The 26,146-nt window shown below is 39.2% G+C and carries 16 protein-coding genes; all 16 read right to left on the reverse strand.

Features of this window, described 5'->3' with window-relative positions; all coding sequences use genetic code 11:
- Positions 1-2 precede the first annotated feature (2 nt).
- Positions 3-1,301, reverse strand: coding sequence for an HlyD family secretion protein (locus DUT71_RS15330; RefSeq protein ID WP_113663428.1), 1,299 nt, complete (start codon positions 1,299-1,301; stop codon positions 3-5).
- Positions 1,302-1,319: 18 nt separating this feature from the next.
- Positions 1,320-2,987 (reverse strand): peptidase domain-containing ABC transporter, encoded by a 1,668-nt coding sequence (locus DUT71_RS15335; RefSeq protein WP_113663429.1) that lies wholly within the window; start codon positions 2,985-2,987, stop codon positions 1,320-1,322.
- Between the two features lies 1 nt (position 2,988).
- Complete coding sequence (locus DUT71_RS15340; protein ID WP_113663430.1) at positions 2,989-3,663, reverse strand: TetR/AcrR family transcriptional regulator; 675 nt, start codon at positions 3,661-3,663, stop codon at positions 2,989-2,991.
- Between the two features lie 894 nt (positions 3,664-4,557).
- Positions 4,558-6,453 (reverse strand): alpha-amylase family glycosyl hydrolase, encoded by a 1,896-nt coding sequence (locus tag DUT71_RS15345; protein ID WP_113663493.1) that lies wholly within the window; start codon positions 6,451-6,453, stop codon positions 4,558-4,560.
- Positions 6,454-6,496: 43 nt separating this feature from the next.
- A complete protein-coding gene (locus DUT71_RS15350; RefSeq protein ID WP_113663431.1) occupies positions 6,497-7,864 on the reverse strand; it encodes an MFS transporter in 1,368 nt (455 codons plus the stop codon).
- Positions 7,865-7,890: 26 nt separating this feature from the next.
- Positions 7,891-9,651, reverse strand: a complete 1,761-nt coding sequence (locus tag DUT71_RS15355) for an alpha-amylase family glycosyl hydrolase (RefSeq protein WP_113663432.1) — start codon at positions 9,649-9,651, stop codon at positions 7,891-7,893.
- A 10-nt stretch (positions 9,652-9,661) separates the two neighbouring features.
- Positions 9,662-11,980, reverse strand: a complete 2,319-nt coding sequence (locus tag DUT71_RS15360) for a glycoside hydrolase family 65 protein (RefSeq protein ID WP_113663433.1) — start codon at positions 11,978-11,980, stop codon at positions 9,662-9,664.
- An 18-nt stretch (positions 11,981-11,998) separates the two neighbouring features.
- Positions 11,999-12,655, reverse strand: a complete 657-nt coding sequence (gene pgmB / locus DUT71_RS15365) for a beta-phosphoglucomutase (protein WP_113663434.1) — start codon at positions 12,653-12,655, stop codon at positions 11,999-12,001.
- 26 nt (positions 12,656-12,681) lie between these two features.
- Positions 12,682-14,529, reverse strand: a complete 1,848-nt coding sequence (locus tag DUT71_RS15370) for a glycoside hydrolase family 13 protein (RefSeq protein ID WP_205313967.1) — start codon at positions 14,527-14,529, stop codon at positions 12,682-12,684.
- Complete coding sequence (locus DUT71_RS15375; RefSeq protein WP_113663435.1) at positions 14,530-16,974, reverse strand: glycoside hydrolase family 31 protein; 2,445 nt, start codon at positions 16,972-16,974, stop codon at positions 14,530-14,532.
- A 76-nt stretch (positions 16,975-17,050) separates the two neighbouring features.
- Positions 17,051-18,820 carry a SusE domain-containing protein gene (locus tag DUT71_RS15380; RefSeq protein ID WP_113663436.1) on the reverse strand — a complete coding sequence of 590 codons (1,770 nt, stop codon included), beginning with the start codon at positions 18,818-18,820 and terminating at the stop codon, positions 17,051-17,053.
- Between the two features lie 7 nt (positions 18,821-18,827).
- On the reverse strand, positions 18,828-19,601 hold the full coding sequence (locus tag DUT71_RS15385) for a hypothetical protein (RefSeq protein WP_162796071.1): 774 nt from the start codon (positions 19,599-19,601) through the stop codon (positions 18,828-18,830).
- Positions 19,602-19,605: 4 nt separating this feature from the next.
- Positions 19,606-20,103: a DUF5004 domain-containing protein gene (locus DUT71_RS15390; RefSeq protein ID WP_113663438.1), complete on the reverse strand. Its 498-nt coding sequence runs from the start codon at positions 20,101-20,103 to the stop codon at positions 19,606-19,608.
- A gap of 12 nt (positions 20,104-20,115) precedes the next feature.
- Entirely contained in the window at positions 20,116-21,486 is a 1,371-nt protein-coding gene (locus tag DUT71_RS15395) for a RagB/SusD family nutrient uptake outer membrane protein (protein ID WP_113663439.1), read from the reverse strand.
- 20 nt (positions 21,487-21,506) lie between these two features.
- Positions 21,507-24,566 (reverse strand): SusC/RagA family TonB-linked outer membrane protein, encoded by a 3,060-nt coding sequence (locus DUT71_RS15400; protein ID WP_113663440.1) that lies wholly within the window; start codon positions 24,564-24,566, stop codon positions 21,507-21,509.
- 428 nt (positions 24,567-24,994) lie between these two features.
- Positions 24,995-26,005, reverse strand: coding sequence for a LacI family DNA-binding transcriptional regulator (locus DUT71_RS15405; RefSeq protein ID WP_113663441.1), 1,011 nt, complete (start codon positions 26,003-26,005; stop codon positions 24,995-24,997).
- Between the last annotated feature and the right edge of the window lie 141 nt (positions 26,006-26,146).

The raw sequence follows: 26,146 nt of genomic DNA on the forward strand, positions 1-26,146 counted from the left end.
TTCTATTTGGTAGTTGTTTCGGTTTTGGCGATGTAATAATCAGGTGGGAAACCGTTAATGTTTCGCCATAGCTCGTACCAAATAGGCACATCATTTAAAATAGCGATGCCTTGCACACCAGCACCAATTTTTATTTGTGGCGGCCACGGTTTTTGCGTTTTATCTTCTACCACCAACGCTTTAAATAAACCATTAACGCTAATGTTATTTTCTATGGCTACTACTCTTCCAGTAAAAGTTCCGTAACTGGTATTTGGCCAACCAGAAAATACAATGGCAGGGAAACCATCGAAAATACACATTACCCGTTGACCTTCTTTAAGCAATGGCAAATCCACAGGTTTTACATAAATCTCTACTGCGTAATCAACCTTTTTGGGCACAATGGTTCCAATGCTTTCGGTTTCTTTCAAAATTTCGCCAATACCAGCTTTGTTGAGCTGTACCACCTGCCCATCTTGTGATGCCACCACATAATACAAACCTCTCCTAGCTTGGTAATTTGCCGCCTGATTTTCGAGCTTGGCAATATCTCCAGTGCTGCCTTCAATTTGCCCCATGCTTTGGTAACGTTCGCCTTGAGTTTTGCTTAATTTTTCGGTGTAATCTTGTATGGTAGCGTTCTGTTCTATGTTAGTTGCTACAATTTCCTGCCTGGTTTGCGCCAACTTATTTTGTGCCGCAGTTTTTTTAGCCACTGCATTTTGATAACTCACGTTACGTTGTTGAAATTGTGTAAGCGACACCAAACCATCGTCGTACATCTTTTTCTGGCGATTGTATTGATCTTCACTTAACTTCAGTTCATTATCCGCAGCCAAAAGTTCTGCTTCTTCTGCTGCTAGTTTATTATTTAACTGACTGATTTTAACCTTAAGCTGGCTCAATTTCAGTTCTCTTGCTGCACTTAATGCGGTTAACTGATTATCTGTAGCGCCAACCTTAGCTTCGTAGTAACTTCTTACGCCCCTTTTTGCTTTCACTTGTTCTTGGGTGCGCTCTAACAAAAGTGGATCTAGGTAATCGTCCTTTACCTCTGTCAGTTGTAAAATGGTATCTCCTTTATTAACGTAATCGCCATTTTTCACGTACCACTTTATAATCTTACCCGGAATAGGCGAATTAAGTTGCTGTGGACGTTGATCTTGGTAAAGCGTACTCACATTTCCCCTTACCTTGATATTTTGGGTCCAAGGTAAAAAGAGCACCACCACACAAAAACCTAAAAAGATAAAAAACCACCTTTTTACTCGTGAGTCTCTATTAATATGATAAATGTTATCGATAGATTTTAACTTCATTTTCTTACTCTTCTAAGTTTAATTACTTGTTACTCTACCATTTTGAAGATGTAGCTCTTGGTCTGCTATATTCATAATCTCACTAGCATCCGACACGATAATTACCGTTGCTTTCTTCTTAATTTCTTGTAAGTATTCGATCATCTTCAACTTAAATTCAGCATTCATACCATCTAATGGATCTTCTAAAAGTAGTAAACGATGATTGCCCAAAAGTGCTCTCAACAACAATATTTTCTTTTTCGAACTAAATGAAATTTCGGTATCTGTCTCACTTAGTTCAGTATAAAATCCATTGGTAAATTGACTTGATAAATGTTCTATGCCAATCAATTCTGATAATTCTAGGATATCTTCAGCATTTACATCGTGTCTACCTAATAAAATATTGTCTTGCAGTGTACCTTTAATAATCTGCATATCTTCCATATAAAGACCTATCAAGTTCCTTAATGATATTTTATCGAGGTTTTTTAATGGAACCTTATCAAAAAGAATTGCACCAGATGTAGGATCGTAAAATCCTGCCATCATATTTAGAAGCAGTGATTTACCAGCGCCCAATTTACCAGATATCACCGTGATAGTATTGGCTTGGATGTCGAAATTTAAACCCGACAAAATTGGTTTATTATCGTTGAATGAAAAACTGACATCTTTAAAACCCACTTCCATACCACTACTTTTTTGCTCCAACACAATATCTGCGTTATGCTCGTCGGTAAGTTCTGTCACCTTTTCCAGTTTCACCAACGATGCAATGACATCATAATAACTTTCTAAGCTTTTGATCAGCTTTTCAACGGCGGTCATCATAGTGAGCACCACAATTTCTGTAGCAATAAAAGCACCGATATTGAGTTGCTGGGTAACAAGCAAATACGTTCCAATGGCAAGCATCACCAATGTCATAATTACCTTAAAGCCAATAATTGCCTTGTATTGAAATTCCAACACCTTAAAATGCGAAGTACGATGATCTAAATATTTCACCACTCGCTCATCGGTACCAGCAAGGTGAAGTTCGGTTTTCGAATTAATTTTGAAGGTTTTGATGGCTCCAGCAATATCTTCCAGCCAAGAAGCAACCTCATATTTTTTATCACTTTCTTCTACGCTCGACTGAATTCCCGAATCCATTGTGTAACGAAAAATAAGTACTACAATGATGATTACAATACCACCAAAAACTAAAAACCAAGGGTGATAGAAAGAAAGCAGAAGTATTCCAAAAACAATTTGAATAAGCGCAGTTGGAATTTCGAGCAATATCTTTGAAATTCCCTTTTGCAGATTTGGCGCTTCGAAGAAACGGTTCACCAGCTCTGGCAAATAGTATTTTTTAGTGGCCGATAAATTGATATTCGGGAGCTTTTCCGCAAAGGCAATAGCGTATTCTACAAAGATTTTCTGCTGAATTTTCTCAATAATCTGCATCACCTTAATTCTGAAAAAACCAGCTAAAAAAGTACCTAACACCACAAAACCAATCAGTAAATACAGTGATGTAACCATCGTAGCCCCCATTACAAAGCTTACAATTGCCTGTATGCCCAAGGGGATACTTAATTGCACCAAGCCACTTAATATGGCATAAACATAAATAGCAGTTACATCTTTCTTTTCTTTGGTGATGTATTTAAATAACGCCTTACTACTTTTTGTATAATCTTGATTTTGTGCCATATTATTTAATTACTGAGAAAGCCAATACATTTAGATAGGCCAACACATAGTTTTTATGCTGCGTTCTACTTTTATTGTCTGTAAGTTTAGGTAAATGTTCACTAAAAAACTGTTGATCGTGTGCCGTTTCCATCAACGTGCTAGACAACGATTTGGGATAAGCAAATTTCGGGTTGATTTCCAAAACGATCTCCCCTATAAATTGGCACAAACTCTTAAGCGGATTAAACACAAACTCCTTGTTAATTTCATCCACTTCTTTTACCAAGTAAGATTTACTGCTTTCTGATATCACAATACGATGCAGTTTCTGTAAATCATACTCTTGTATTTCTGAACTGTAGCCATCACTGTGCGTAATAATTTCTAAGATCAGCTTAAGTTTTGCAGTACTATCAGTTATTTGCTGCAAACGCATTTTTGCCACAAATTCTAAATAGTTCCAGTACCAATTAAGGATATAAGTCAGCAGCTTGTGTTTAGAAGAAAAATAACGGTAAATGGTTGCCTCGGTACACTCAACCTTTTGCGCTAATTTCTTAAAAGTAAACTGTTCAAACCCTATCTCATAAACTAAATTAATGGCATTTTTTATAATAGACTTTCCTATCTCCGAACTCTCGGGATTTCGCAAGTACAAATGTTCGTTTATCCTAAATTTCAACAAAAACTCCATAACAATATTATTTTACATCTGCAAAAATAAAATATATGCTGTATAACAATTAAGTAAAACAACAAAAAATATAGTAAATACAAATTTAATATATTTTTTTTAAATAAAAATAATAGTAATACTATAAAAAATATGTTTACTAACTATAAACGGAAATGCCGAACACCGTATTAAAAAGTAGGCTACAACAATGAAAAAATTATGTGTATTACTAACAACTATTTGCATAGCATTCTGTGCTGCCAACGAAACACCTCCAATGAGCAAAAAAGCAGTATTAAAACAGAAATGAAACGAGTGATAGAATAGTTGGGGCCTAGGCTATTTTGAAGAAGGGGCTCAAAGCATCATAACTTACGACGAAGTAAATAAAACGCAGCAAGCGTGGTGCGAGGCTCTTGTGAAAATTGGACAAATCAAAAAAAGCAGGAGATGATAAAAACTTAGCAAATCAAGTGATTTCTGATACAGACACTAGCATTATGACGACGTATTTTTTTTTTAAAACTAACGTTAGCTTTTGGACGACAAACATTTAGTAACAGCAAGAAACGAGCTTTACCTTACTTTGTAAGCTCTATTTACGACGAGGAATGTTTGGGTTACCGACGAGAGTAGCAAAGAGTTAATTGCAGGCAAAACGTCAGTATTTAAAAAGGGAAAGACGGCAAATTGCGAATTATTCCTTATAATTCTGAACTACCATTTACACCTAATTAAAGTTTAACAAATAAAAACATTTTTAGAAACCGTTTAAAAATGGAATAAATATTTAACAGGTTGAGTTTTCCGATACATCGGAACAAGTTCAAGCACACCAAACTCTAGCGGGTCGCTGTAGGCGTGTGTCACCACCCGCCTAAGGATTTTACTCGAAAAAAATTAAATGATTTCTTAATGAAGAAGCATATTTCTACTATAAATATGATATTCTCCTGGGGCTATCGTTTGGCTATATGTATTTGACGATAGATTCAATGTACCGCCTTTTATATCATACCAATTTCCGGCACCAAAATCAATAACAGCTGTTTGTGCGGCTACATCAAAATTACCTACTACAACTACTGTGTTGTTGGCATCTGTAAGCTTAATGTATTTAATTGCTTTTGAAAAATCGTAGGTAAAATTGGCACTTTTAAATACACTGTTTTTCTGCTTCATCTTAATGAACCTAGCAAAGGCATTATAAAGTGCTTTTCTATTACTGTCGCCAAAATACTCCCAACGTATGGGTTTATCGCCAGTACGTCCATTAAAATCTATGTTTACATCGTAACCTAACTCTCCAAACTGCCAAAGCATTTTAGGACCGGGCATCGAAAATAGAAATGCAGCCGCCATCTCGTTCCGTTTAAGCGAAGTTGGTAAGTTGCTTTTAATGATATAACTGCCATTTGCATTGCCATACATCAAATTCTTATAGGTTAATCGTTCTTCATCATGGCTTTCGGCGTAGCTAATTAAGCCGTCGGCAGATGTAAAACCGTGTGTGCCAAACACCCCTCTAGAAAAATCGGACGAAGTTAGCCAGCCCATCGTTGCTTCGTTCATGGAATGATTAAGATTGTTCCACATCATTAAACCTTTGTTTGCATAGGCACGCTCTTCGGAATCATCTGCAAATAATTCTAGGATGATATAAAAATTAGGGTCGATGTTTTTCATTGTTGCTACATAATCGTCCCAGATAGCTACTCTACCGGCGTCAAATGCAGAGAAACCTCCATCATCATTGCTCTGTTTTTGAGTAAAGCCCTTAGCCAAATCGAACCTAAAGCCATCCACTTTATATTCTTGCATCCAAAACTTAAGCACATTTTTAGAAAAGGCTCTGGTAGCACCACTTTCGTGATTAAAATCGTAACCTACATTGTACGGATGTTTGGCATCAACATTATACCAAGGGTTGTTAACCGTTGGCTTATTGCCATCAAAATAAAGCTGTACCATGGGCGACTGACTGAACGAATGGTTAAGCACTATGTCTAAAATCACGGCAATTCCTCTGCCATGGCACTCATCAATAAATTTCTTCAAATCATTTTTTGGGCCGTAGTATTTATCGGGAGCAAAATAAAAGGATGGGTTATAACCCCAGCTCAAATTACCTTCAAATTCGTTAACGGGTAACAACTCAATAGCATTAATCCCTAAATCAACCAGATAATCTAGTTTTTGAATAGTTGAATTATAAGTATGTCCATTGGTGAAATCTCTAATCAGTAACTCGTAAATTACCAAATCGCTTTTCGCCGGACGAACAAAATTATTGTTTTTCCAAGTATAGCTAGGCTGATTAGCTTGCATAACGCTGACAATTCCGGTAGTTTTACCTGTTGGATAAGCCTTTAAATTGGGATATGTGGCTGCTGTGATGTAGGGGTCGTTAACAGGATCTAAAATCTTTTCGCAATAAGGGTCTGCAATTCTCAGGTTGTCATCCACCAAAAACTGATAGCTGTATTCTAAGTTCGGATCTATGTTATCAACCTTAATCCAGAAGTAATTACCATCAGGAGTTTTGGTCATTTTAGCTGCAGTTGCCGACCAATTATTAAAATCGCCCATTAAGCTCACTGCGTTTTTCCCTGGTGCATACAGTACAAAAATTGCCGATGTACCGCCGTTTGTAAATACTACACCCTCTTTAGCGCCTGCTGGCAATTCTGTTGAAACAGGTGGAAGAACCGGAGGCGGCGTTGGTGTAGGCTCTTCTCCTACGTTACTTTTTTTACAAGAAAAACTTAAACAGGCACTTAAAAACAGTAATAAAAAATATCTTTTCATATCATCTAATTCGGCTTCCATCAGGGATGGAACATATATACTCTTAAACGCTTCGATGTTCTTCTACCGCAAGTTCTGCGGCTAATTGGTCATTCGCCTTTCGTTCATCCTTCACCAAAAAATAACAGATTACGGCTGCAAAAATCATTAATCCGCCGCCCAACTGTACCGCTAAAAGCCTATCATTGTTCAGTACGTGGCGCATTAACCAACCAAAACCTAAAGAGGCAATTATCTCTGGCAACACAATGAAAAAATTAAAGATGCCCATGTAAATTCCAATTTTCGCTTTTGGCAAGTGGCCACTAATCATGGCATAAGGCATAGATAAAATGCTTGCCCAAGCAATTCCGATACCCGTCATACATAGATAAAGCATATTTTTATCGTGCACCCAAGCTACGCTTATTAAGCCTAGGGCACCACAAAGCAAACAAAGTGAGTGTGTAGCCTTTCTACCTAAGGCATCAGCAATTTTGGGTAGTACCAATGCAAATAAAAAGGTAACTACGCTGTAAAACGCTAACGTTAGACTTCCAAAATCGGCGCCAGCAGCGTATACCGGATCACTAGCATCTTTGCCGCCAAATACATTTACGGCTACGGCGGTGGTATAGTAGAACCACATTAAGAACAAGCCCGGCCAAGTGAAAAACTGTACTAACGAAATTACCTTCATTTGCTTCGGCATATTGCCAACAGCGGCAATCATTTCCGAAATTCCACCAAAAAAACCTGCGCCCTTTTTATTTTCAGCTAATTCTTCTTCCGTTGGCGGATACTCTTTACTGGTAAGTACCGTGTACAGTACAGCTGAGAAGAAAAAGAACGCTCCTAGATAAAAAGAATATTTTACGTTTTGAGGAACGCCACCAAAGGCAGCAACGTTACTTACTTTAAACCAATTGTTAAATATCCAAGGTAAGGCCGATGCAATACTTCCGCCTAAACCAATCATCATACTTTGCATCACAAAACCACGATTGATTTGACTGTCCGGAAGTTTATCAGCCACAAAAGCTCTAAACGGCTCCATTGACACGTTACCAAATACGTCTAATATCCACAATAAACTTGCAGCCATCCACAAGGCACTGCTATGTGGCATAAAAATTAAAGCAACAGAACTAATCAACGCCCCTATGAAAAAATAAGGCCTTCTTCGGCCCCAAGTAGGATGCCATGTGCGATCGCTCAGGTAACCAATAATTGGCTGCACAATCAAGCCCGTTAACGGTGCTGCCAAAAACAGCAAAGGCACATCATCGGCATTGGCACCTAAATTTTCATAAATACGGCCCATATTGGCACGTTGCAAATCCCATCCAAACTGTATCCCAAAAAAACCAACACTCATGTTGATGATTTGAGAAATGCTTAGTGCAGGTTTGATATCTTTTTTAGGATTCATAAAAGGTTAAAATTTGGTTAGTTCGGTTAAAACTGAATGATTTGTGCCGATGAAGGCGCTATTTTCAAAGTAATATTATTCTTTTCTAAAATTATTGGGTTACCCGATAACAACTCTTTGGCTTTAGCGATTCCTTCTTTTTTGATGAATTGCGCCGGAATATTTATGGCTGTCTCTACATTTTGCGTACGACTAAAGTTTGCTACTACTAAAATACGCTGCTTATTGCTATGCCTAATGTAAGCATAAGCTTTTGGAAATTCGGTTAAAGGAAATTCGGTTATTGCGCCGTTCGTGACAGCATCACTAGTTGCCCTAATCGTAGTTAACTTCTTATAAAACTCTCGAATTTGCTGCTCTTGAACAGTAAGTTTTGCACTATCGAATTTACCTCCGTTTAACCAGCGCTGATGGTTGGGAACACCCCAATAATCGAAAATAGTGGTACGGTTATCATCGCCACCAAAACCTTCGGCAGCCGCACCTGGCTCGCCTACTTCTTGCCCAAAATACAGCATCAGCGGTCCTTTCCCTAATGTGGCGGAAATAACCATTGCCGGAAAGGCCAATTTCGCATCACCCGCAAAACCTTTGGATGCAATACGTTCCTCATCGTGGTTTTCTAAAAACCGTAACATTTGATTGTCGAAACCCTTGCTTTCCGTTTGCCAAACATGCTGAATTTCTTTAATATTGGCAGAAGCTTCATCTTTAACGAAACGTTTTAAACCATCGTACAAGCCCACTTTATCATACAAATAATCGAACTTGCCTTCATTTACGTATTGGGCATAGGCCTTTGGATTGTAGGCTTCGCCTATAAATATCAGTTTTGAATTTACCTTTTTTACTTCAGGTATTACCCAGCTCCAAAATTCTACCGGCACCATTTCTGCAACATCGCACCTAAAACCATCTACTCCTTTTTTTGCCCAATACACCAAAATATCTTTCATTTTTAACCAAACTGGTGGCGTTGGCTGTAGATGTTTGATTTCCTTTCCGTTTCTAAACTCTACGCCGTAGTTTAGTTTCACGGTTTCGTACCAATCGTTTACTGATGGCTGAGCTGCAAACACATTGTTGCCCGTTGCCTTTGCCGGGCTTTCTGCAAACTTACCGTCTTGCAATGTAGCCAAAGCACCACTTGATTTTGAATTTGCAGGAACTACAAAATCCTCGGATGGCAGATAGTAAAAATCATTAGTTGCGCTATAAGTAACAGCCTTATTATCTTTTGCGCCGAAATCTTCTACACCTTCTGGCTTAGCGGTAGACTTATAATTTCTGTCTACATGATTGGGCACAAAATCAATTAATACCTTTAATCCTTTATCATGCGTACGCTTAATCAACGCCTCAAACTCTTGCATGCGCTTGTTCACGTCAACTGCCAAATCAGGATCAACATCGTAATAATCTCTAATCGCATAAGGTGATCCAGCTCTGCCTTTAACTACATCGGCATCGCCAGTAGCAATACCAAACTGACTGTAATCGGTTAGGCTTGCGTGGGCAATTATGCCCGTGTACCATACGTAATCTACATTCAGCTCCTTTAATCCATCAAATGCTTTGTCATTAATGTCATTAAACTTGCCACAACCGTTTTCGGCTATGGTACCAAAAGGCTTGTTGGTGATATTAGCATTACCAAATAAGCGTGGCAAGAGTTGATAAATAATGATATTATCCTTCTTGTCCGCAGGTTGCAATTGTTGATTTTCTATACAAGATATCATCAATAAAACTAAAAAAACTAAAGTAAAACCGAATTTCGTATTCATTTTAAAAGTTTTAGGCCAAAACTGCGTTTGATATTTGCAACTCGGCGTTACCTAGCAATTGATAGTCTTTATCTAATACTTGTAAGGCTATCGACTGGTTAGACGTATTAACGATATGAATTTGCTCTTTACTGATATTGACTTTGATTGTTGCGCCCCTGAAACCCACGGTAAAAGAGAAAGATTGCCATTTTTTCGGCACAAACGGATTGAATATCAGTTTGTTGTTACGCACCCGCATACCTGCAAAGCCTTCTACCACACTCATCCACGTACCAGCCATAGAGGTGATGTGCAAACCATCTTCGGTATCGTTATTGTAATCATCTAAATCTAAGCGTGAAGTGCGAAGGTAAAACTCGTAAGCTCTTGCTTCGTCGTGCAATTTGGCGGCCAAAATGCTGTGCACGCATGGCGATAAGGAACTTTCATGTACTGTACGCGGTTCGTAAAAATCGAAACTGCGCTTGTGCATATCAAAATCAAAATCATCCTCAAAAAAGTAAAAGCCTTGCAAAACATCAGCTTGTTTAATGAAACACGAACGTAAAATTCTGTCCCAGCTCCATTTTTGGTTCAATGGGCGATCTTCCGCTGGCAAATCTTTCACTAAAACCTGTTCTTTATCTAAGTAGCCGTCTTGTTGCAAGTACACTCCAGCCGCCTCATCGAAAGGATAGTACATATTTTCTACAATATGCTGCCAGGTTGCAAATTCATCATCAGAAAAGTGAAGCTTATGCTGCAATTCTTGATGGCGTAGCGGCTGATTTAGCTTTACCCAGTTTGTAGACTCTTGGGCATACTTTAAGCACCAAACGGCTAAATAGTTAGTGTACCAATTGTTATTGATGTTATTTTCGTACTCATTTGGTCCGGTAACACCAAGCATTACATATTGCTTTTTAGCTTGGCTCCAGTTAATACGCTGTTTCCAGAAACGTGCAATTGCAATTAATACCTCCAATCCGTATTGCGCTAGGTATTCAGTGTCGCCGGTGTAACGAATATAATTGAAAATAGCATAAGCTATAGCACCATTTCTATGTATTTCCTCAAAGGTAATTTCCCACTCATTATGGCATTCTTCGCCATTAATGGTTACCATTGGGTATAAAGCCGCACCATCGGTAAAGCCTAGTTTTTGGGCATTTTCTATGGCTTTGTCTAATTGTTTGTAGCGATAGATTAGCAAATTTTTACTTACCTCTTGCGGCGCAGTTGCCAGATAGAACGGTACGCAATACGCTTCAGTATCCCAATAGGTAGAGCCACCATATTTCTCACCCGTAAATCCTTTCGGCCCAATATTCAAACGATCGTCGGTACCGGTATAGGTTTGAAATAATTGAAAGATATTAAAGCGGATGGCTTGTTGGGCTGCTACATCGCCTTCAATTACGATATCGCTTTCCTGCCATTTTTTAGCCCAAGCCTGCTGCTGCTCTTGAAAAAGCCGTTCGAAACCTTTAGATACCGCAGCTTCCAACGATTTTTTAGTTGCGTTTAACAGCTTGCTTGTATCGTAATTTTGTGAAGATAGAATTACCGCTGTTTTAATGAGAGTAATTTCATCGCCTTTGGCCAAAGCTAAATTAAATTGCTGTCCAATATATTTCTCGCTACGGATGGTTTGAAGTTCGCAGTCTTGGTTTGTGCCATTTTTAGCTATTGCGATGTGCGCCCCGGTACAAACCTCGAAACCACTTTTCTTTGTCCTCAGTGTCAAATAGCAGGCGTTTTGCTCATCTGCATCAGCTACAAAATCCCAAAATTTTTCGTCGTAATTACTGTCTTGGTTTTTTATGTCGCCGTCTAGGTATGATGTTACGGTCAATTGCCCATCAAAATTTAGCGCTTTAAGTTGATAATGGATAGCGCCAACCTCATCATCAGCAATACTGCAAAAACGTAAGGCCTTCACCCCTACCTCATAGCCATTTTGCAGAGTTGCTTTAAAATTGCGTTCTAAATAACCTTCTTTCATGTGTAGCACACGCGAAAACTCGGTAACATCAGCTTTTGCCAAGTCTAATTCCACACCATCAATGGTAATAAAAATACCAATCCAATTGGTGGCATTAAGCACCTTAGCAAAATATTCAGGGTAGCCGTTTTTCCACCAGCCTACCCGGGTTTTATCGGGATAATAAACACCAGCAACATAGTTTCCTTGAAGTGTTTCGCCAGAATAGCTTTCCTCGAAATTGGCTCGTTGCCCCATCCGTCCATTACCTAGACTGAAAATACTTTCAGAAATCTTGTTCAAATGTGGATCAAAACCTTCCTCGATAATGTTCCATTCATGCGCTTTGATATAATTCTTCATTTTATTGCTGATACTTTTTTATAATTCGTCCATTTGGTGCAAATGCGCAATAGACAGTTTACTTAAATCTGCCACTACCAGAGTAGCTTCTGTTAATATTTCGGCATGGCCGATACCTACACTTTTCATTCCTGCCCTATTGGCGGCTTCAATTCCAGCAATAGCATCTTCAAAAACCAATGCTTCTTGGGGCAAAACCCGGAGTAATTCGGCTCCTTTTAGGAATACCTCTGGGTCTGGTTTAGATTTGCTTACCACGTTCCCATCTACTATGACATCAAAAAAATGTGTTAAATTGGTTCTATCTAAAATCATTGCGGAATTTTTACTGGCCGAGCCCAAACCGATTAAATAGCCTGCGTTTTTAACCTTCGAAAGAAAGTCAACTGTTCCATTAAGCACCTCCGCCGGTGTCATTTGGTTAATCATGGCTACGTACCAATCATTTTTTTGCGTAGCAAGGCTGATTTTCTCTTCTTCCGTTTTTTGTTGTTTTCCCCAGTCCAAGATTTTGTTTAAACTCTCGATACGACTAATTCCCTTAAGTTGTTCGTTCTGCTCTTCGGTGAAATCGAACCCTAAAGTATTGGCCAATTTTTTCCAGGCTTTAAAATGATAAACTGCCGTATCTACCAGCACACCATCTAAATCGAAAAGGCAAGCTTTGATCTTCATTTTGTGTATGTATTGTTATTACGTAATTATTGTAGTTCTAAAACCAAAGTGGTTTTTGCTGGGATATTGATTTGAGTAATGTCGTTCAACAGCTCATCCGTGATTACATTCTTGGCTTTTTTGCTGCCTAAAATCATTTCGTTAAAACGTATTGTCTTTAATGTTTTTGCTTCGGTATTTCCATTCATCAACATCATTACTTTTTTAGCATCGTTATACCTGAAATACACATAAATGCCGTCTTCTGGTATAAACTGAATCAGCTTTCCAGTTTGCAGCACCTCGTTGTTTTTACGGTAGTTGGCCAATTTTTTCACGTAATTAAAGGCATCATTTTCCTTTTCGGTACGGCCCGAAGCCACGAATTTATTCATCTTATCGCTTGGCCAACCACCTGCAAAATCGCTTCGCACCAAACCATCTGGGTTGGCATAGTTCTTCATCAGAATTTCAGTTCCGTAATACATCTGTGGAATACCACGGGTGGTGAGCAAACAGGCAATGCCAGACTTGTATTTATCAAAATCTTCGCCTACCACAGAATAAAACCTACTGATATCGTGATTGTCCAAGAAAACCACATTCCGTGTCGGATCTTCGTACATGTAGTCGTTGGCAAGGGTGTTGTACAAGCGCACCACGCCGTCAGTCCAACCGAATTTCCCATTTAAGGCTTCGTTAATGCCCCAAAGCGTTTGAAAATCGGTTACGCCTTGCAATTGCGTATCCAAGCCCTGATTGATTTTGTTCCCTTTAGTGAAAAAAGCCTGATTAGGCACCCCATGCACCCAAGTTTCACCAAAAAAGGTAAATTTTGGATACTCCTCGATGATGCGTTCGCCCCATTCGGCCATAAATTTCGCATCGTTGTAAGCGTAGGTGTCTAGCCTAAAACCGTCTAGATCTGCATATTCTATCCACCAAATGTGGCTTTGCGTTAAATAATTTTTTACAAATTCATTGTTTTGGTTCAGGTCTGGCATATGTCTATCGAACCATCCATTAAGCATCAAGTCTTTATCGCTTTTGGCTACATACGGATCAAAATGCACCTGCTCCCTGTAAGTAGTTTTGGTATAGTTTGGCCATTGGTGCACCCAATCTTTAGTAGGCATATCTTTGATGGTAAAATGTTCGGTACCGAAGTGATTGTGCACTAAATCTTTGATCATTTTGATACCACGTTGGTGGCAATCTATCACGAGTTGTTTATAATCCTCGTTGGTGCCAAAACGCGGATCTATTTTATAATTTTCTGTGTTGGCATAGCCATGATACGAGGTTTTGGGCTGGTTATTTTCTAGCACCGGATTTAACCAGAGGGCAGTTACGCCAAGTTCCTGCAGGTAATCAAGCTTCGAAGTAATGCCTTTTAAGTCGCCGCCGTGCCTATAATACATGCTATCTCGGTTTAGGGCTGTTTCGTTCATTCCCTTCACCACATCATTCTTGCTATCGCCGTTTGCAAAGCGATCTGGCATAATAAGGTAGATAAAATCTTTATTGGTAACGCCTTGAAACTGCTGCTGACCAGCATTCCGTACTTTAAGTTCGTAAGTATATTGAGCGTATTTTTTACCGTTATAGCTAAATGAAATCTCAAACTTTCCGGCTTTGGCATTAGCCGAAATTAATAGGTCTAAAAAAAGGTAGTTGGGATTATCTACCCGGTTTATCTTTTCTAGCGTTACATCAGTATTTTCAATTTTTACTTCTGTTTTGCCGATGTCTTTACCGTGAACCAACAGCTGCAGTTTTGGATTTTTCATACCTGCCCACCAAAAAGCTGGTTCTACCCTTTCAAGTTTTGGCATTTGCGCAACAAGTACAAACGGAATAGCCAAAAACAGGAATAATAAGGCTTTTTTCATCATCTAATATTTGATTTCGAATTGTGAAACTTTGCTAGCAATGGTTAAACTTTTTACTTTACAACCAATAGTTGGGTTGGCAGTACCTTGCGGATCGAACCTAGAAATTGGCGCAATTAAGGACACAAAATCATCTTTTAAACTTCCAGATGCTTGTATGTTATCCTTGTCATCAAACCCGTGGAACACTAACTTTAGCAAGTTAAATTTAGACTTGAAATTGCCTTCAACTTTGTTAAATATAATTTTACGCTGCGTTGCATCATAACTGATTAAACGTTTATAGTAATCGCCTTTTTCGTAATTATAGGTTTCGCCATCGTCTTCATAATACGTGAAACTATTGTTTTGGTCACCTTTATAGATGTGCAATACCAACGTATCCGTTGGCTTTTCGGCTGTTGTTTGTACTAAAGATTGCATTGGCACAATACTGCCACCTCTTACAAACACGGGCAATTGCTGTACGCTTAAGCGAAAAATTTTCTCGGTATTGCCAAGTTGCGCAGCATCGTCATAAAGGCTGTACCAGGTGCCTTTTGGAAAAAACACTGCCCCGTACTCTTTCGTGCTTTCGAAAGGTGCTACTAAAAATGCCTGCCCAAACATAAATTGGTTCTGGAATTTGCCGTCGAAAACTTTTGCTTCGTGGGCATTTTCCAGTGCCAAACTTCTTACTACCGGCATTCCATTTTGTGTAGCTTCGTTAAAGGTCGAATATAAATAAGGTAACAATCGATAACGCAGGTTAATGAAGTTTCTAGAGATTTCTGTTACTTCTTCGCCGTAGGTCCATGGCTCCGAAGATTTACTGTTCACCGCAGCATGGTTACGGAAATAAGGGTTAAATGCACCGATTTGTATCCAACGTGCATACAAACTCACTGATGGGTTTCCAGTGAACCCGCCAATATCCATCCCGGTAAAAGCTACACCGCTTAAGCCTAAACTGTTCATTAAACGTACGCCCAATAACATGTGATCTTCTTCAGATCGGTTATCGCCAGTCCAAATGGCAGTATAACGTTGCAAACCTGCATAACCGGCCCTTGTTAAATTGAACTGCCTCTTATTAGTGGCCTGTGTCATGCCTTCGAAACTTGCACGAGCCATCTGCATGCCGTAAACGTTGTGTGCCTGCTTGTGGCTTGCCAATGCACCATCGTAATTAAAAATGATATTTGATGGCATTTTTTGACCCCAACTGGCAATTTCGTTCATATCGTTCCAAATTCCATCTACGCCGGTATTGGCAAAAAACTTAATTTTTTCGTGCCACCAGTTTCTACCCAAAGGGGATGTGAAATCTGGAAAATGGCACCAGCCCGGCCAAACCTGTGCCGTGAAATTGCTACTGTCGGTATATTTCACGAAAATGTTTTGTTTCACGCCGTCCTCAAAAGCTTCATAGCCCTTTTCCACTTTAATACCCGGGTCTACAATAACCGTAGTTCTAAAACCCATCTCCTTTAGCTTTTTATTCATCGCTAAGGGATTTTGGAAACGCTGCCGATCCCAAGTGAATAGCTTATACTGATCCATGTAATGAATGTCAAGCGTAATACCGTCTGCAGGGATTTTCTTTTCCCTTAACGTTTGCGCAATACGCATTACTTCTGTTTCCGGATAATAGCTGTAACGGTTTTGTTGATAACCCAAACTCCATAATGGTGGCATTTTCATTCTTCCCGTTAGGTTGGTATAAGATTTTACAACATCCGCCAGATGCGTGTGATAAATGAAATAATAATTTAGCTCGCCACCTTGTGCAGAAAAAGAAGAGAAACGATTGTTACTTGCACCAAAATTAAAATCGGTTTGATAGGTATTGTCTAAAAAGATGCCGTAGTTTAAATTATTATGAATACCGATGTAAAATGGAATTGATGAATACAAAGGATCCTGACCGGTAGAATAGCCGTAAGCATCGTAGTTCCAATTGGTATATCCATTGCCTCTTCTATCGAGGTTACCAGTTTTTTCGCCCAAACCTACAAAACGCTCACCTTGTTGCAGCTGCTTATAAGCTGTTACTTCTTCTGCTACCCAAGAGTTTTGCAAACCTTGCTCATCTTGATTGATCAACCTACCATCTACGGTAAAAAAAGCTACCGAAAAAGGTTTCTTTTTAATAATGGTTTTAACCGAATCTGTAGCTAGCGTAAGCTCATTAGCATCTTCACTGATTTTTACGTTTGTTTTTTGAGGCTGGGCAATGACAGCGTAAGAAAAATCTTTGGCCAATTGCTTTTTATCTAAACGCAGCCTAATTACACTCGGCGAATAAACAGTTACTTCTCCAAAGGCGTTGTCGGTTACAAAGCGTACACTTTGGCCTGCAATAGTTGTATTGGTAACACTGCCTGCAGCTAACACAGGTTTTTGTTGTGCAAAAGTTGGGTTTATCGCTATAAAAAGAAAGCATATGGAAAGAAAATATCTGTGCATATCGGCAAAAAAAACAAGAAAAGAAAGAATACCATCTTCGGCAAAGATTTATGCCGAAAATGGTATCTGATATCGATTAATTTTTAACTATTGTATAAGTTCTGTCGAACTCATTTAACGTAACGGTGTAATTACCAGAAGTTGCCACGCTCATATTGCCGCCACCATCGGTAATCGTACCTGCTGCTGTACCTGGGCCATAAGTATAATCCCAAGTTCCTTTTTGCAATAAGAATTTAAATTCGCCTGCGGTTAAGTTGGTGGTTACCCGCCACACACCGCTGCCTTGATAAATCATTGCAGGTAAAGCGGCATTATTATTATCCCAACCGCCAGCTGTCGCTGCACCAATTAAGAAAACTGTTCCAGTAGTGATTTGATATTTTAGGTTTTTGATATTAGTACCGTCCCAAATTAAACGGTATAAACCTGTTGCACCTGGAACCGTCATATTGTCGGCATCGCCTTGTGTAATGGAGCCATCTGTGGTGTTTTTCACTTTACCAAAATCTTTCGATCCCGCTGCCGTACCGTCGCCCCATGCTGCACCGTCTACAAATTTCCACTGTTCGCCTGCAGTTAAGTTTACGAAGCCCATAAATTTATTGGTTCCAATTAAAGTTAAGCCTTGGGTAGGGAAAACATTAGGAGGGTTCCATCCTGCAACTGTTGCAGCGCCTACAGCACCCATCCTACCTTGTTGTATGTAGTATTTGTTGTTTTTCAAATCGGCGCTAACGCGATAATAGCCAGCTACAGGTATATCGATATTGCCGCTGCCCCCGCTTTGTAATAATTCTCCGTCTGCTGCGCCCTTGCCGTAAATTTTCTGAGATGGTGTGCTCCAGTCGGTGTTTTCACTTAAAAACTTCATACCGTCTTGTGTTAAATACACGTAGGCATAGAACGTTCCCGACAGATTTTTATCTGCAATCATTTGAATGGCCTGAGCTGGATTCCATCCAATAGGCGTTGCGCCACCCACCATAAACAATTTTACTTCCCTAACTATGCTTAGGTTATTAACGTAATCAGAATTTTTAATATAAGTGCCAGATTTTGCTTCTACTGTCCATTGCAATTTAGCAGCCGATGATTGATCTGTAAAACCTTTTGAGCTTAACATTTGATCCATCGCTTGGTAGCTGATGGTAAAAGTAGAGTCAGCTCCCGAATTGTTAGATGCCGCTTCGAAAATTGGTGTATCAAAACTTTCTCCTTCGCGAGCAAACTTTATTTTGTAGGTTACTGGACTGGTTGATTTTCCAGGGAAAGCCTTTTGCCATTTGAAAGTGATCAAATCTGTAGTAGAGTTAGGGTTAATCTCTACGTTGTTAGCTGAAGAGACCGGACCATAAAGTAGGAAGTTACTGATACCATCTCCAAAACGAGTAATGGAGATATTGTAGTTTGCACTTGCTACTTCTTTTTTAGTGCCGTTATCAGCCCTTACATTCCAAATCAAATCTGTTTTAACACCATCAGCAATTCCCTTTGCTTTTAAAGCATCGTCTAACTGTTTTTGTGTTAGTGTCAGTTTATTGGTTTTCCCATCATTGTCTGCTGGAATTTCTAGCAAGGGTTGTGTTAAAGAACCTGTTTTAAGCGCCGCTATAAATGTGTAAGTTGAGGCAGTTGATACACCGGGCTTAGCCGCGGTCCAAGTAATCTGCACCTGAGCATTAGGGGTTGCACTATTTAACACCAATATAGCGTTATTTTGAGGTGCCGTTAAATTAAAAGCACCTAAGGCCTCGCCCTTAGATTGGTCGTCGAAATCAATTTTCTTACATCCAAAAATTATTACCGATACTGACAGTAATAAAAAAAATAGTTTATTCTTCATATCAATATTAATTAAAGGTTAAATAAGCTACCTCAACTACAGGTGCAGTAGTTACTACGTTAGTCCCTGTAGCGTCTTTAATATTACCCGAAAACTGATAGCTAAATTTAGACAGCGTTGTTCCTGCAGGAAGCGTAATTAGCTTTTCAGGAATAAAAGAATAAGAGTACAATTTATCAGACTCTTTCTTTGCAGTGATGTTTGCCCTTTGGGCGAACTGATTACCAGCCCCATCGAAGAAAGTGATGGTCACTTTCACATCGAACATACGCTGCAAATTCTGATCAGTTGCCAAGTCTTGATGAAAATAGACCGTAGCCATATCGGTCTGATCTAGCTTGGAAGGAAATATTCTGAACTGCGATGGCGAAAACACCAAGGGATCGAACTTGTAAGGCTTAAAATCTTGGGTTTGTTTGGAACCGTCTTTTGTTTTGGCCAAAAAACCAAAGTTAATTAGCTCTGCTGGGCTTTGTGCAAACAATGTTGTAGCAATAAACTTAAAGGTAAATTTATTGGTTGCGATTTTAGTAAGCTTGGCCGCTTCAGATGAATTTCCCCACTGGCCATTTACGATAGCATCTTTACCGCCTCCAACACCATCATTAGAGAAAGCCCAAATGTAAATATCGTTCATCCCTGCCAACGGCGTGTTAGAAACATCTAAGGTAATGGTTACCTCATCTTCTGCAGTAAACGACGCCGGACTAAAAGTTACCTGAGCAAATGCCCAAAGCGTACATAAACTAAATATGGTTGATAATAAAAACTTTTTCATCATGATGTTACTTTTTAGTGAACTCGTATTTGTAAGAAATGATTACTTTACCATTGATGGATTTATTTTTGGTTAAGTAAAACTTACCGCTGCTTAAACCAGCATAAGAACCCAATTTTAATATATTGGTTACTGTGCCATTTTTAAGGGTAATTGCGGACGGTGCTGTTGCATCATCTACCGTCCAAGTACCAGAAGTTAAATCTGCAATTTTAGGCGCATTACCGTTGGTAATGGTAAAGGTTGTTGGTGTACCGCTAGCATCGCCAAGCAGCGCAATGGTTAAATCTTTGTAAGGATATATGCTGGTAATATCCAACTCCTTATAAGGAAATCCTTTGGTAGCTGCGTCCTGGTCTACCTGTGTAACCTTGGTTAAGCCCCAAGTTCCCTGCATTTGTTTTACTACTTCCACTTTGGTTGTAATAGGGCCAAAGTCTTCTGGCTTGCATCCAAAAACGCTTAGGACAACCGCCAATACTGTAAAATATTTTAATGTCTTCATCTTTATCTAAATTTAGTTACAACCACCTTCTGGATTACGGACGAAAATGTCGCTGGCAGCCATTTCACCTTGAGGAAACTGTAAGATCATACCGCCACAGTTCCAAACAGCGCCACGTCTGTCGATGTTCTCACCTTTAGCGCCAATACGTTTAATTTCTGATAGTCGGTTACCTTCACCTGCCATTTCAATGCTACGTTCGAACCTTGCATTGGTTCTAATTAAACTAGCGGATGAACCAGCTGGAATTGATTTGGTGCCTGCATAGGCCCGAGCTAAAATGTCATTGATGTCTTGAACAGCTATATTTAAACTGGTGTTCAATTCTGCAGCCGACTCTGCCCTAATCAACTTCATGTCGGTTAAATAAAGTACGGGAATTTCAAAACGATCGCTGTTGTATTTTTTAATGGCGATAAAACCTGGATATTTCACGGTTTCGAACCATGCCTTCCTCACATCATTTGTGGTATTTACCGTATTCCAAAAAGCGGTATTAAAACGCAGGGTTGGCAAATTAAAATCCGATCGGAATTGGCCTCTCAACTCGCCACCCGCCTCAAACGTGCCCCTGCTGCTAATGATTTTGAAAATGCTTTCCTTTGATCCAGTTTCTGAAAATCTTGATGCGTAGGTATCTAATGTAAATTTATTAGAAGAGATTGCCTCGTTAGCGTATTTATATGCATTGGTGAAATCGTTCATTTGGAAATACACCTTTGCTAACAATGCTTTAGCTGCCCATTTAGTAGCATATCCATCATTCTCATCTGGTAGTTTTACTTCTGCTATTTTCAAATCGGCAATGATTTGGTCATACACCTGTTTTACGGTAGACCTGAAACCTGCCACTGCTTCTGTCTTTAATCTCAACGGGACACCTAAATGACTATTATCTGCAGTATAGCCGTAAGGTTGTGCCCACAACTTAGCCGCTTCGAAATGACTAATTGCTCTTACAAATCGAGCTTGTCCTTCTAGATTATCTTTAAGTGTATTTGCAACAGCTAAGTTTTCTAGAACTACGTTAGCTCTATAAATAGATTGATAAATATCTCGATATAAATCATTTTTGTAAGCTCCAAAAACCGAGCTTCTTCTGCCATAGATCTCGCCAAAATCTGCGCTTAGTTGCGAGCCGTCTAATTGGTCGGCAATTAGTTCATTCATGACTTGTATTTTACCGCCAAACATTGCACCACCTACAATTTGGTACGCTCCATTCATCTCTTTAACTAATCCTTCTTGATCAGCTAAAGCAACTTCTTTAGTTATCGCATCCACTGGGGGTGCATCTAAAAATTTCTTACATCCTGTACCAAAACCTGCCACCACAGTAAGTACAATGAATGATTTCCATATATTGTTATACTCAATTTTCATTTCTTTAATGCTTTATTTGGTTAGAATGATGTTGTTAAACCGAAAGTGATTGATTTTTGCTGAGGTGTAGTCAAATAAGTAACGTTCGGGCTCATGTTTCTATCCTGCGGATTTTCGAAATCACGGGCAATCTCAGGATCGCCACCTGGATACTTAGTGAAAGTCAACAAATTCATACCAGTTGCAAATAATCTCAAGTTCTGAAGTCTTAATTTGCTAATGGCTTTGGTTGGCAAGCTATAAGACAATGTAATTTCCCTTAAGCGAACGAAAGAAGCATCGTACAGGAACATCGTAGAGTTGTATTGCCATTCGCTTGATAAGCCCGGGTAATTGCTCGCGTTCATAGTTAAACGTGGAAACCTTGCTACGTCTCCTGGTTGCCTCCAACGATCTGCAATATCTTCCCTAATGTTCCAATCTGTTACTACACCTAACTGGCGTTTTGCCGAACTGTCGTACAGGTTACCTCCAATTGCAAACGTAAATAAGGTATTTAATTCAAATCCTTTGTAGCTAAATGTATTAGTTAAACCACCCAAATAATCTGGCAGTATCTTACCTACTGGTACTCGGTTATCTAACGAGAAGGTTTTTGTTTCAAAGCCATCCTTATCTAACCAAATTGGCAAGCCGTCATTAGGATCAACACCTTTGTATCTTACCAGATAGTTTGTTCCAATTGGATAACCTACGGCGATACGAGTATCATTGGTACCACCGCCAACAGCATCTGGACTGTAACCGCCCAAACTTAAAACCTCGTTGAAATTCTTAGAGGCATTGAAACGAGTAACCCATTTGAAGTCTTTAGTTTCAACATTAACAGTGTTTAATGCAAATTCGTAACCTTCATTTAGAATTTCTCCAACGTTAATCCATGCGCCATCAAATCCTGTTGATGGAGAAATAGCACCATTCAGCAATGCATCCGTTGTTTTTTTACGGTAGTATGAAAACTCACCGCTAATTCGCCCATTAAATAATCCAAAATCAATACCAAGGTCCAAGTTTTGACCTTCCTCCCATTTCAAATCTGGGTTTTGAACGTTTTTTGGAAATAATGTAGGGCGGCCGTTGTATGGCGAACCTGCTGTAAACTGTTGAAAATACTCACCACTTGGAAAGTTAGAACTTCCCACTAAACCGTAACTAGCCCTCAATTTCAAATTACTGATAACCTTATTATTTTTCAAGAAATCTTCCTGACTGATATACCACGAAGCAGATCCTGAAGGGAAGTAACCGTATTTATTGTTAGGACCGAACTTAGATGAACCATCTCTACGTATTACACCTTGTAAGTAATATTTATCTTTGTATGAATAGTTGATACGGCCAAACACAGATGAAAATCTGTCTCTACCAATTCCATTAAAATAATTTAAACTGTTGCTGGCAGCAGCTGCATTTAAGGCCTGATAATAGCTAGCCCTATCCACATCAAATCTAGCGTCTGCATCTCCAAAAATACCATCTCTGTATAAGCGTCTATCAGAGAACTGAGTTTCTATACCCGCTAAGAAGGTGATTTTATTGTTTGTATTTAACGCCCAATCGTAAGTTGCCGTTCCAGTTACTGTTTTATTAAAAACCTGCACTGGATAAGTAGAGGCCTGTCCTCTGGTTCTATTTACAAGTTCAGCAGGTGAAAATACGTTGTCTTGAATGTCCAAATTATCCATGTTACCAATAGCTTTTAGGCTAAGGTTTTTAACAGGCTTCAATTCGAAAGTTACACCACCGATTAAACGTTTGTTGATTGTTTTCCAATCTAGTAATCCGAGGTTTCTTGCCGGATTTGCTCCGTTAGAAAAGAAGCTACCATCAGCATTGTACACAGGAAAAATTGGTAATGCGGTAGACATCGCTTCTCCCAAGCCACCAGACCAAGCCGCATTTACACGATTGTTAGTACCGTTATCGTAGGCGAGGTTAATGTTCGTAGCAAAATACGAGGTTGGTTTTACATCTACGTTGGCTCTAAAACCATAACGCTCATATGAATTTCCTTTTAGGAAGCTATTGTTATCGCTGTAGTTGGCAGAGAAATAAGTACTAATTTTCTCTGAACCTTGATTTATAGAAATTGACTGGTCGTTAGATTTTCCGGTTTCAGTTACAATTCCCCACCAATCTGTATTGTTTTGGCGAGCTTGGTCCCAAGTTAAGCCGCCCGGCAAAGGTGCTAAGCCAGTGTTGCCATCGTTGGTCCAAGCTTCTTGACGTAATGACAACCATTCCTCGCCTGTGGCAAAAGTTGGCTTATTGGCATACGTGCTTAAACCGTATTTACTAGAAAGTGTTACCGTTGGCTTTTTGCCCGCTTTTCCTCTTTTTGTAGTAATTAAAATTACACCGTTAGCACCTCTAGATCCGTAAATACCAGCTGCAGCGGCATCCTTTAAGATCTCAATAGATTCAATGTCGTTTGGATTGATGGTGGCTAGTGGATTTTGGTTCATTGCGCCACGATTTCCACCGATGAACGGATCAGCAGTGATTGGAATACCATCTAGCACATAAAGCGGATCGCCACCTGCACTGATTGAACCGATACCCCTGATACGTATTACCGAGCCGCTACCTGCTAAACCACTACCCTGAGTAACCTGAACGCCAGGCGCCTGGCCTTGCAAACTAGCTTCGAAACTTGGTGTTGGCAATGCGGTTATTTTTTCTCCAGTAACTTTTGAGATAGCCCCAGTAACCTGACGTTTAGTTTGGGTGCCGTAACCTACAATCACTACGTCGTCTAACATTTGGTTGTCAGACTGTAAGGTCAAAGTCACTTCTGTTCTGCCGGACACCTTTACAACGCGCTCTAAGGTTTTGAAGGCGATTGAACGTACCTCTAAGGTCACATCACCGTTGGTTAAGCCACTAATCTGAAACACGCCATCGTTATCAGTAGAAGTTGCTTTTGTTGTTCCTTTAATAAAAACAGAGGCACCGGGCAAAGGCTGACCCGTATTATCAAGCACCTTTCCAGAAATTACTCCGGTTTGCGCCTGAACCTGCAACGCTACTAGCATCAGTAGCATCAAAAGCCCCCGTTTTAGCAAGTAAAATATTTTCATACTTTGGCTTAATTTGATTAATAAATTTGGTTAGAGTTTTAGTTAAAATACACTAAGCACTAATTTACAAGTAGAAAGTAGTAATCAAAATTTATTTTAAAATTAATTTTCACCTACCAAAACCAGTTATTTATTTTTCCTAAAAAACACACTTAGCAAAGAAATAATTAAAGTAAATAATGCCTAAATAAAAAATATAAATAACTTATAATCAATATTTTAATATAAATAAAATAAAAACAAAGTGTATTTTAAACACTTAGTATTTTCATACACTAATTAACGGGAACGTTCCCGTTTTTTAAGAGATAATTTGATTGCTTTTTTCGGGAACGTTCCCGAAAAAAAACGATAATTCTTCTTAAAATACACTAAGTGAAGAAAAAAATTGAAAAATTAAACTCAAAAAAGTTTCGCAAAAAACTTGATTATTTCGCAGTAGACTTACGACTGTAAAGCTTTGACTTGAGCACCACTTCTTGGATAGTTTCTACAGCCTCTTCTCCTTCCAAAATATTGAAAAGTAACTGTGCCGCCTGCGCACCTATTTCTGTGGCCGGTTGTGTCATTGTTGTTAACGATGGATTAAGCAAAGGGGCTATCTCAAGGCTCGAAAAACCTATTACTTTGAGATCTTCAGGAATACGTATTTGCAAATCGAAACAAGTATAATAGGTAGCGAACGCCAAGCGTTCTACAGCAGCAAATATCCCATCTGGTTTCAATTCTTGCAGCGCTGTCTTAATAATTAGTGCGTTTTCCTCGTAACTGTTACTACAATCTACTACCAACTTCTCATTAAATGGAATATTGTATTTGCCCAAGGCATCTTGGTAGCCACTCATACGTGTTTTACCGATACTTAGATTTTTGTTTACTACCAGGTAACCAATTCTTTTGCAACCCTGCTGTATTAAATGTTCCGTAGCTTTAAAGCTGCTGTCATAATCATTTGTAATTACCCTTGGCACTTCAATATCCTCGTAAATTCTATCAAAAAACACTAAAGGTAAGCGCTTTGGGCCCAAATTGTTCAAATATGCATGATCATTAGCTTCACCAGAGGCAGACATGATGATGCCATCAGCCCTACCATTGTGCAAGTGCCTGATAAAATCTACCTCTTTTTGGTAGTCATCATCTGTTACGTAAATTAAAATGTGGTAGTCGTGTTTACGGGCAATACGCTCTATACCATGTATGGCTTGCGAAAAATAGTTATTGGCCAGCTCTGGAACAATGATCGCAATAGTGCGACTTTTTTGCTCCCTTAAGTTGCTAGCGTAATGATTGGGTTGGTAGTTTAGCTCACGAGCCTTCGCCAATATCCTTTCTTTGGTGTGTGGTTTAATATCACTGTGATCCCTAAAAGCCCTAGACACTGTAGACTTTGAGAGATTAAGCGCCTCCGCCAACTTTTTGATATTGATACGATCCATTTATAATTTACCAAAATTATCTTGAAACAAAGATAAACCTTGAAATGGATATATCAACAGTTAAATCTTCATCGATAAGCTTTGTAATTAGGTTTGAAAAGGTTATCTGCTGAAATTTCTGGGATCTCAAATTATAAATAT

The organism is Pedobacter nanyangensis (assembly GCF_003313505.1).
In the GTDB taxonomy this organism is placed as follows: Bacteria; Bacteroidota; Bacteroidia; order Sphingobacteriales; family Sphingobacteriaceae; genus Pedobacter; species Pedobacter nanyangensis.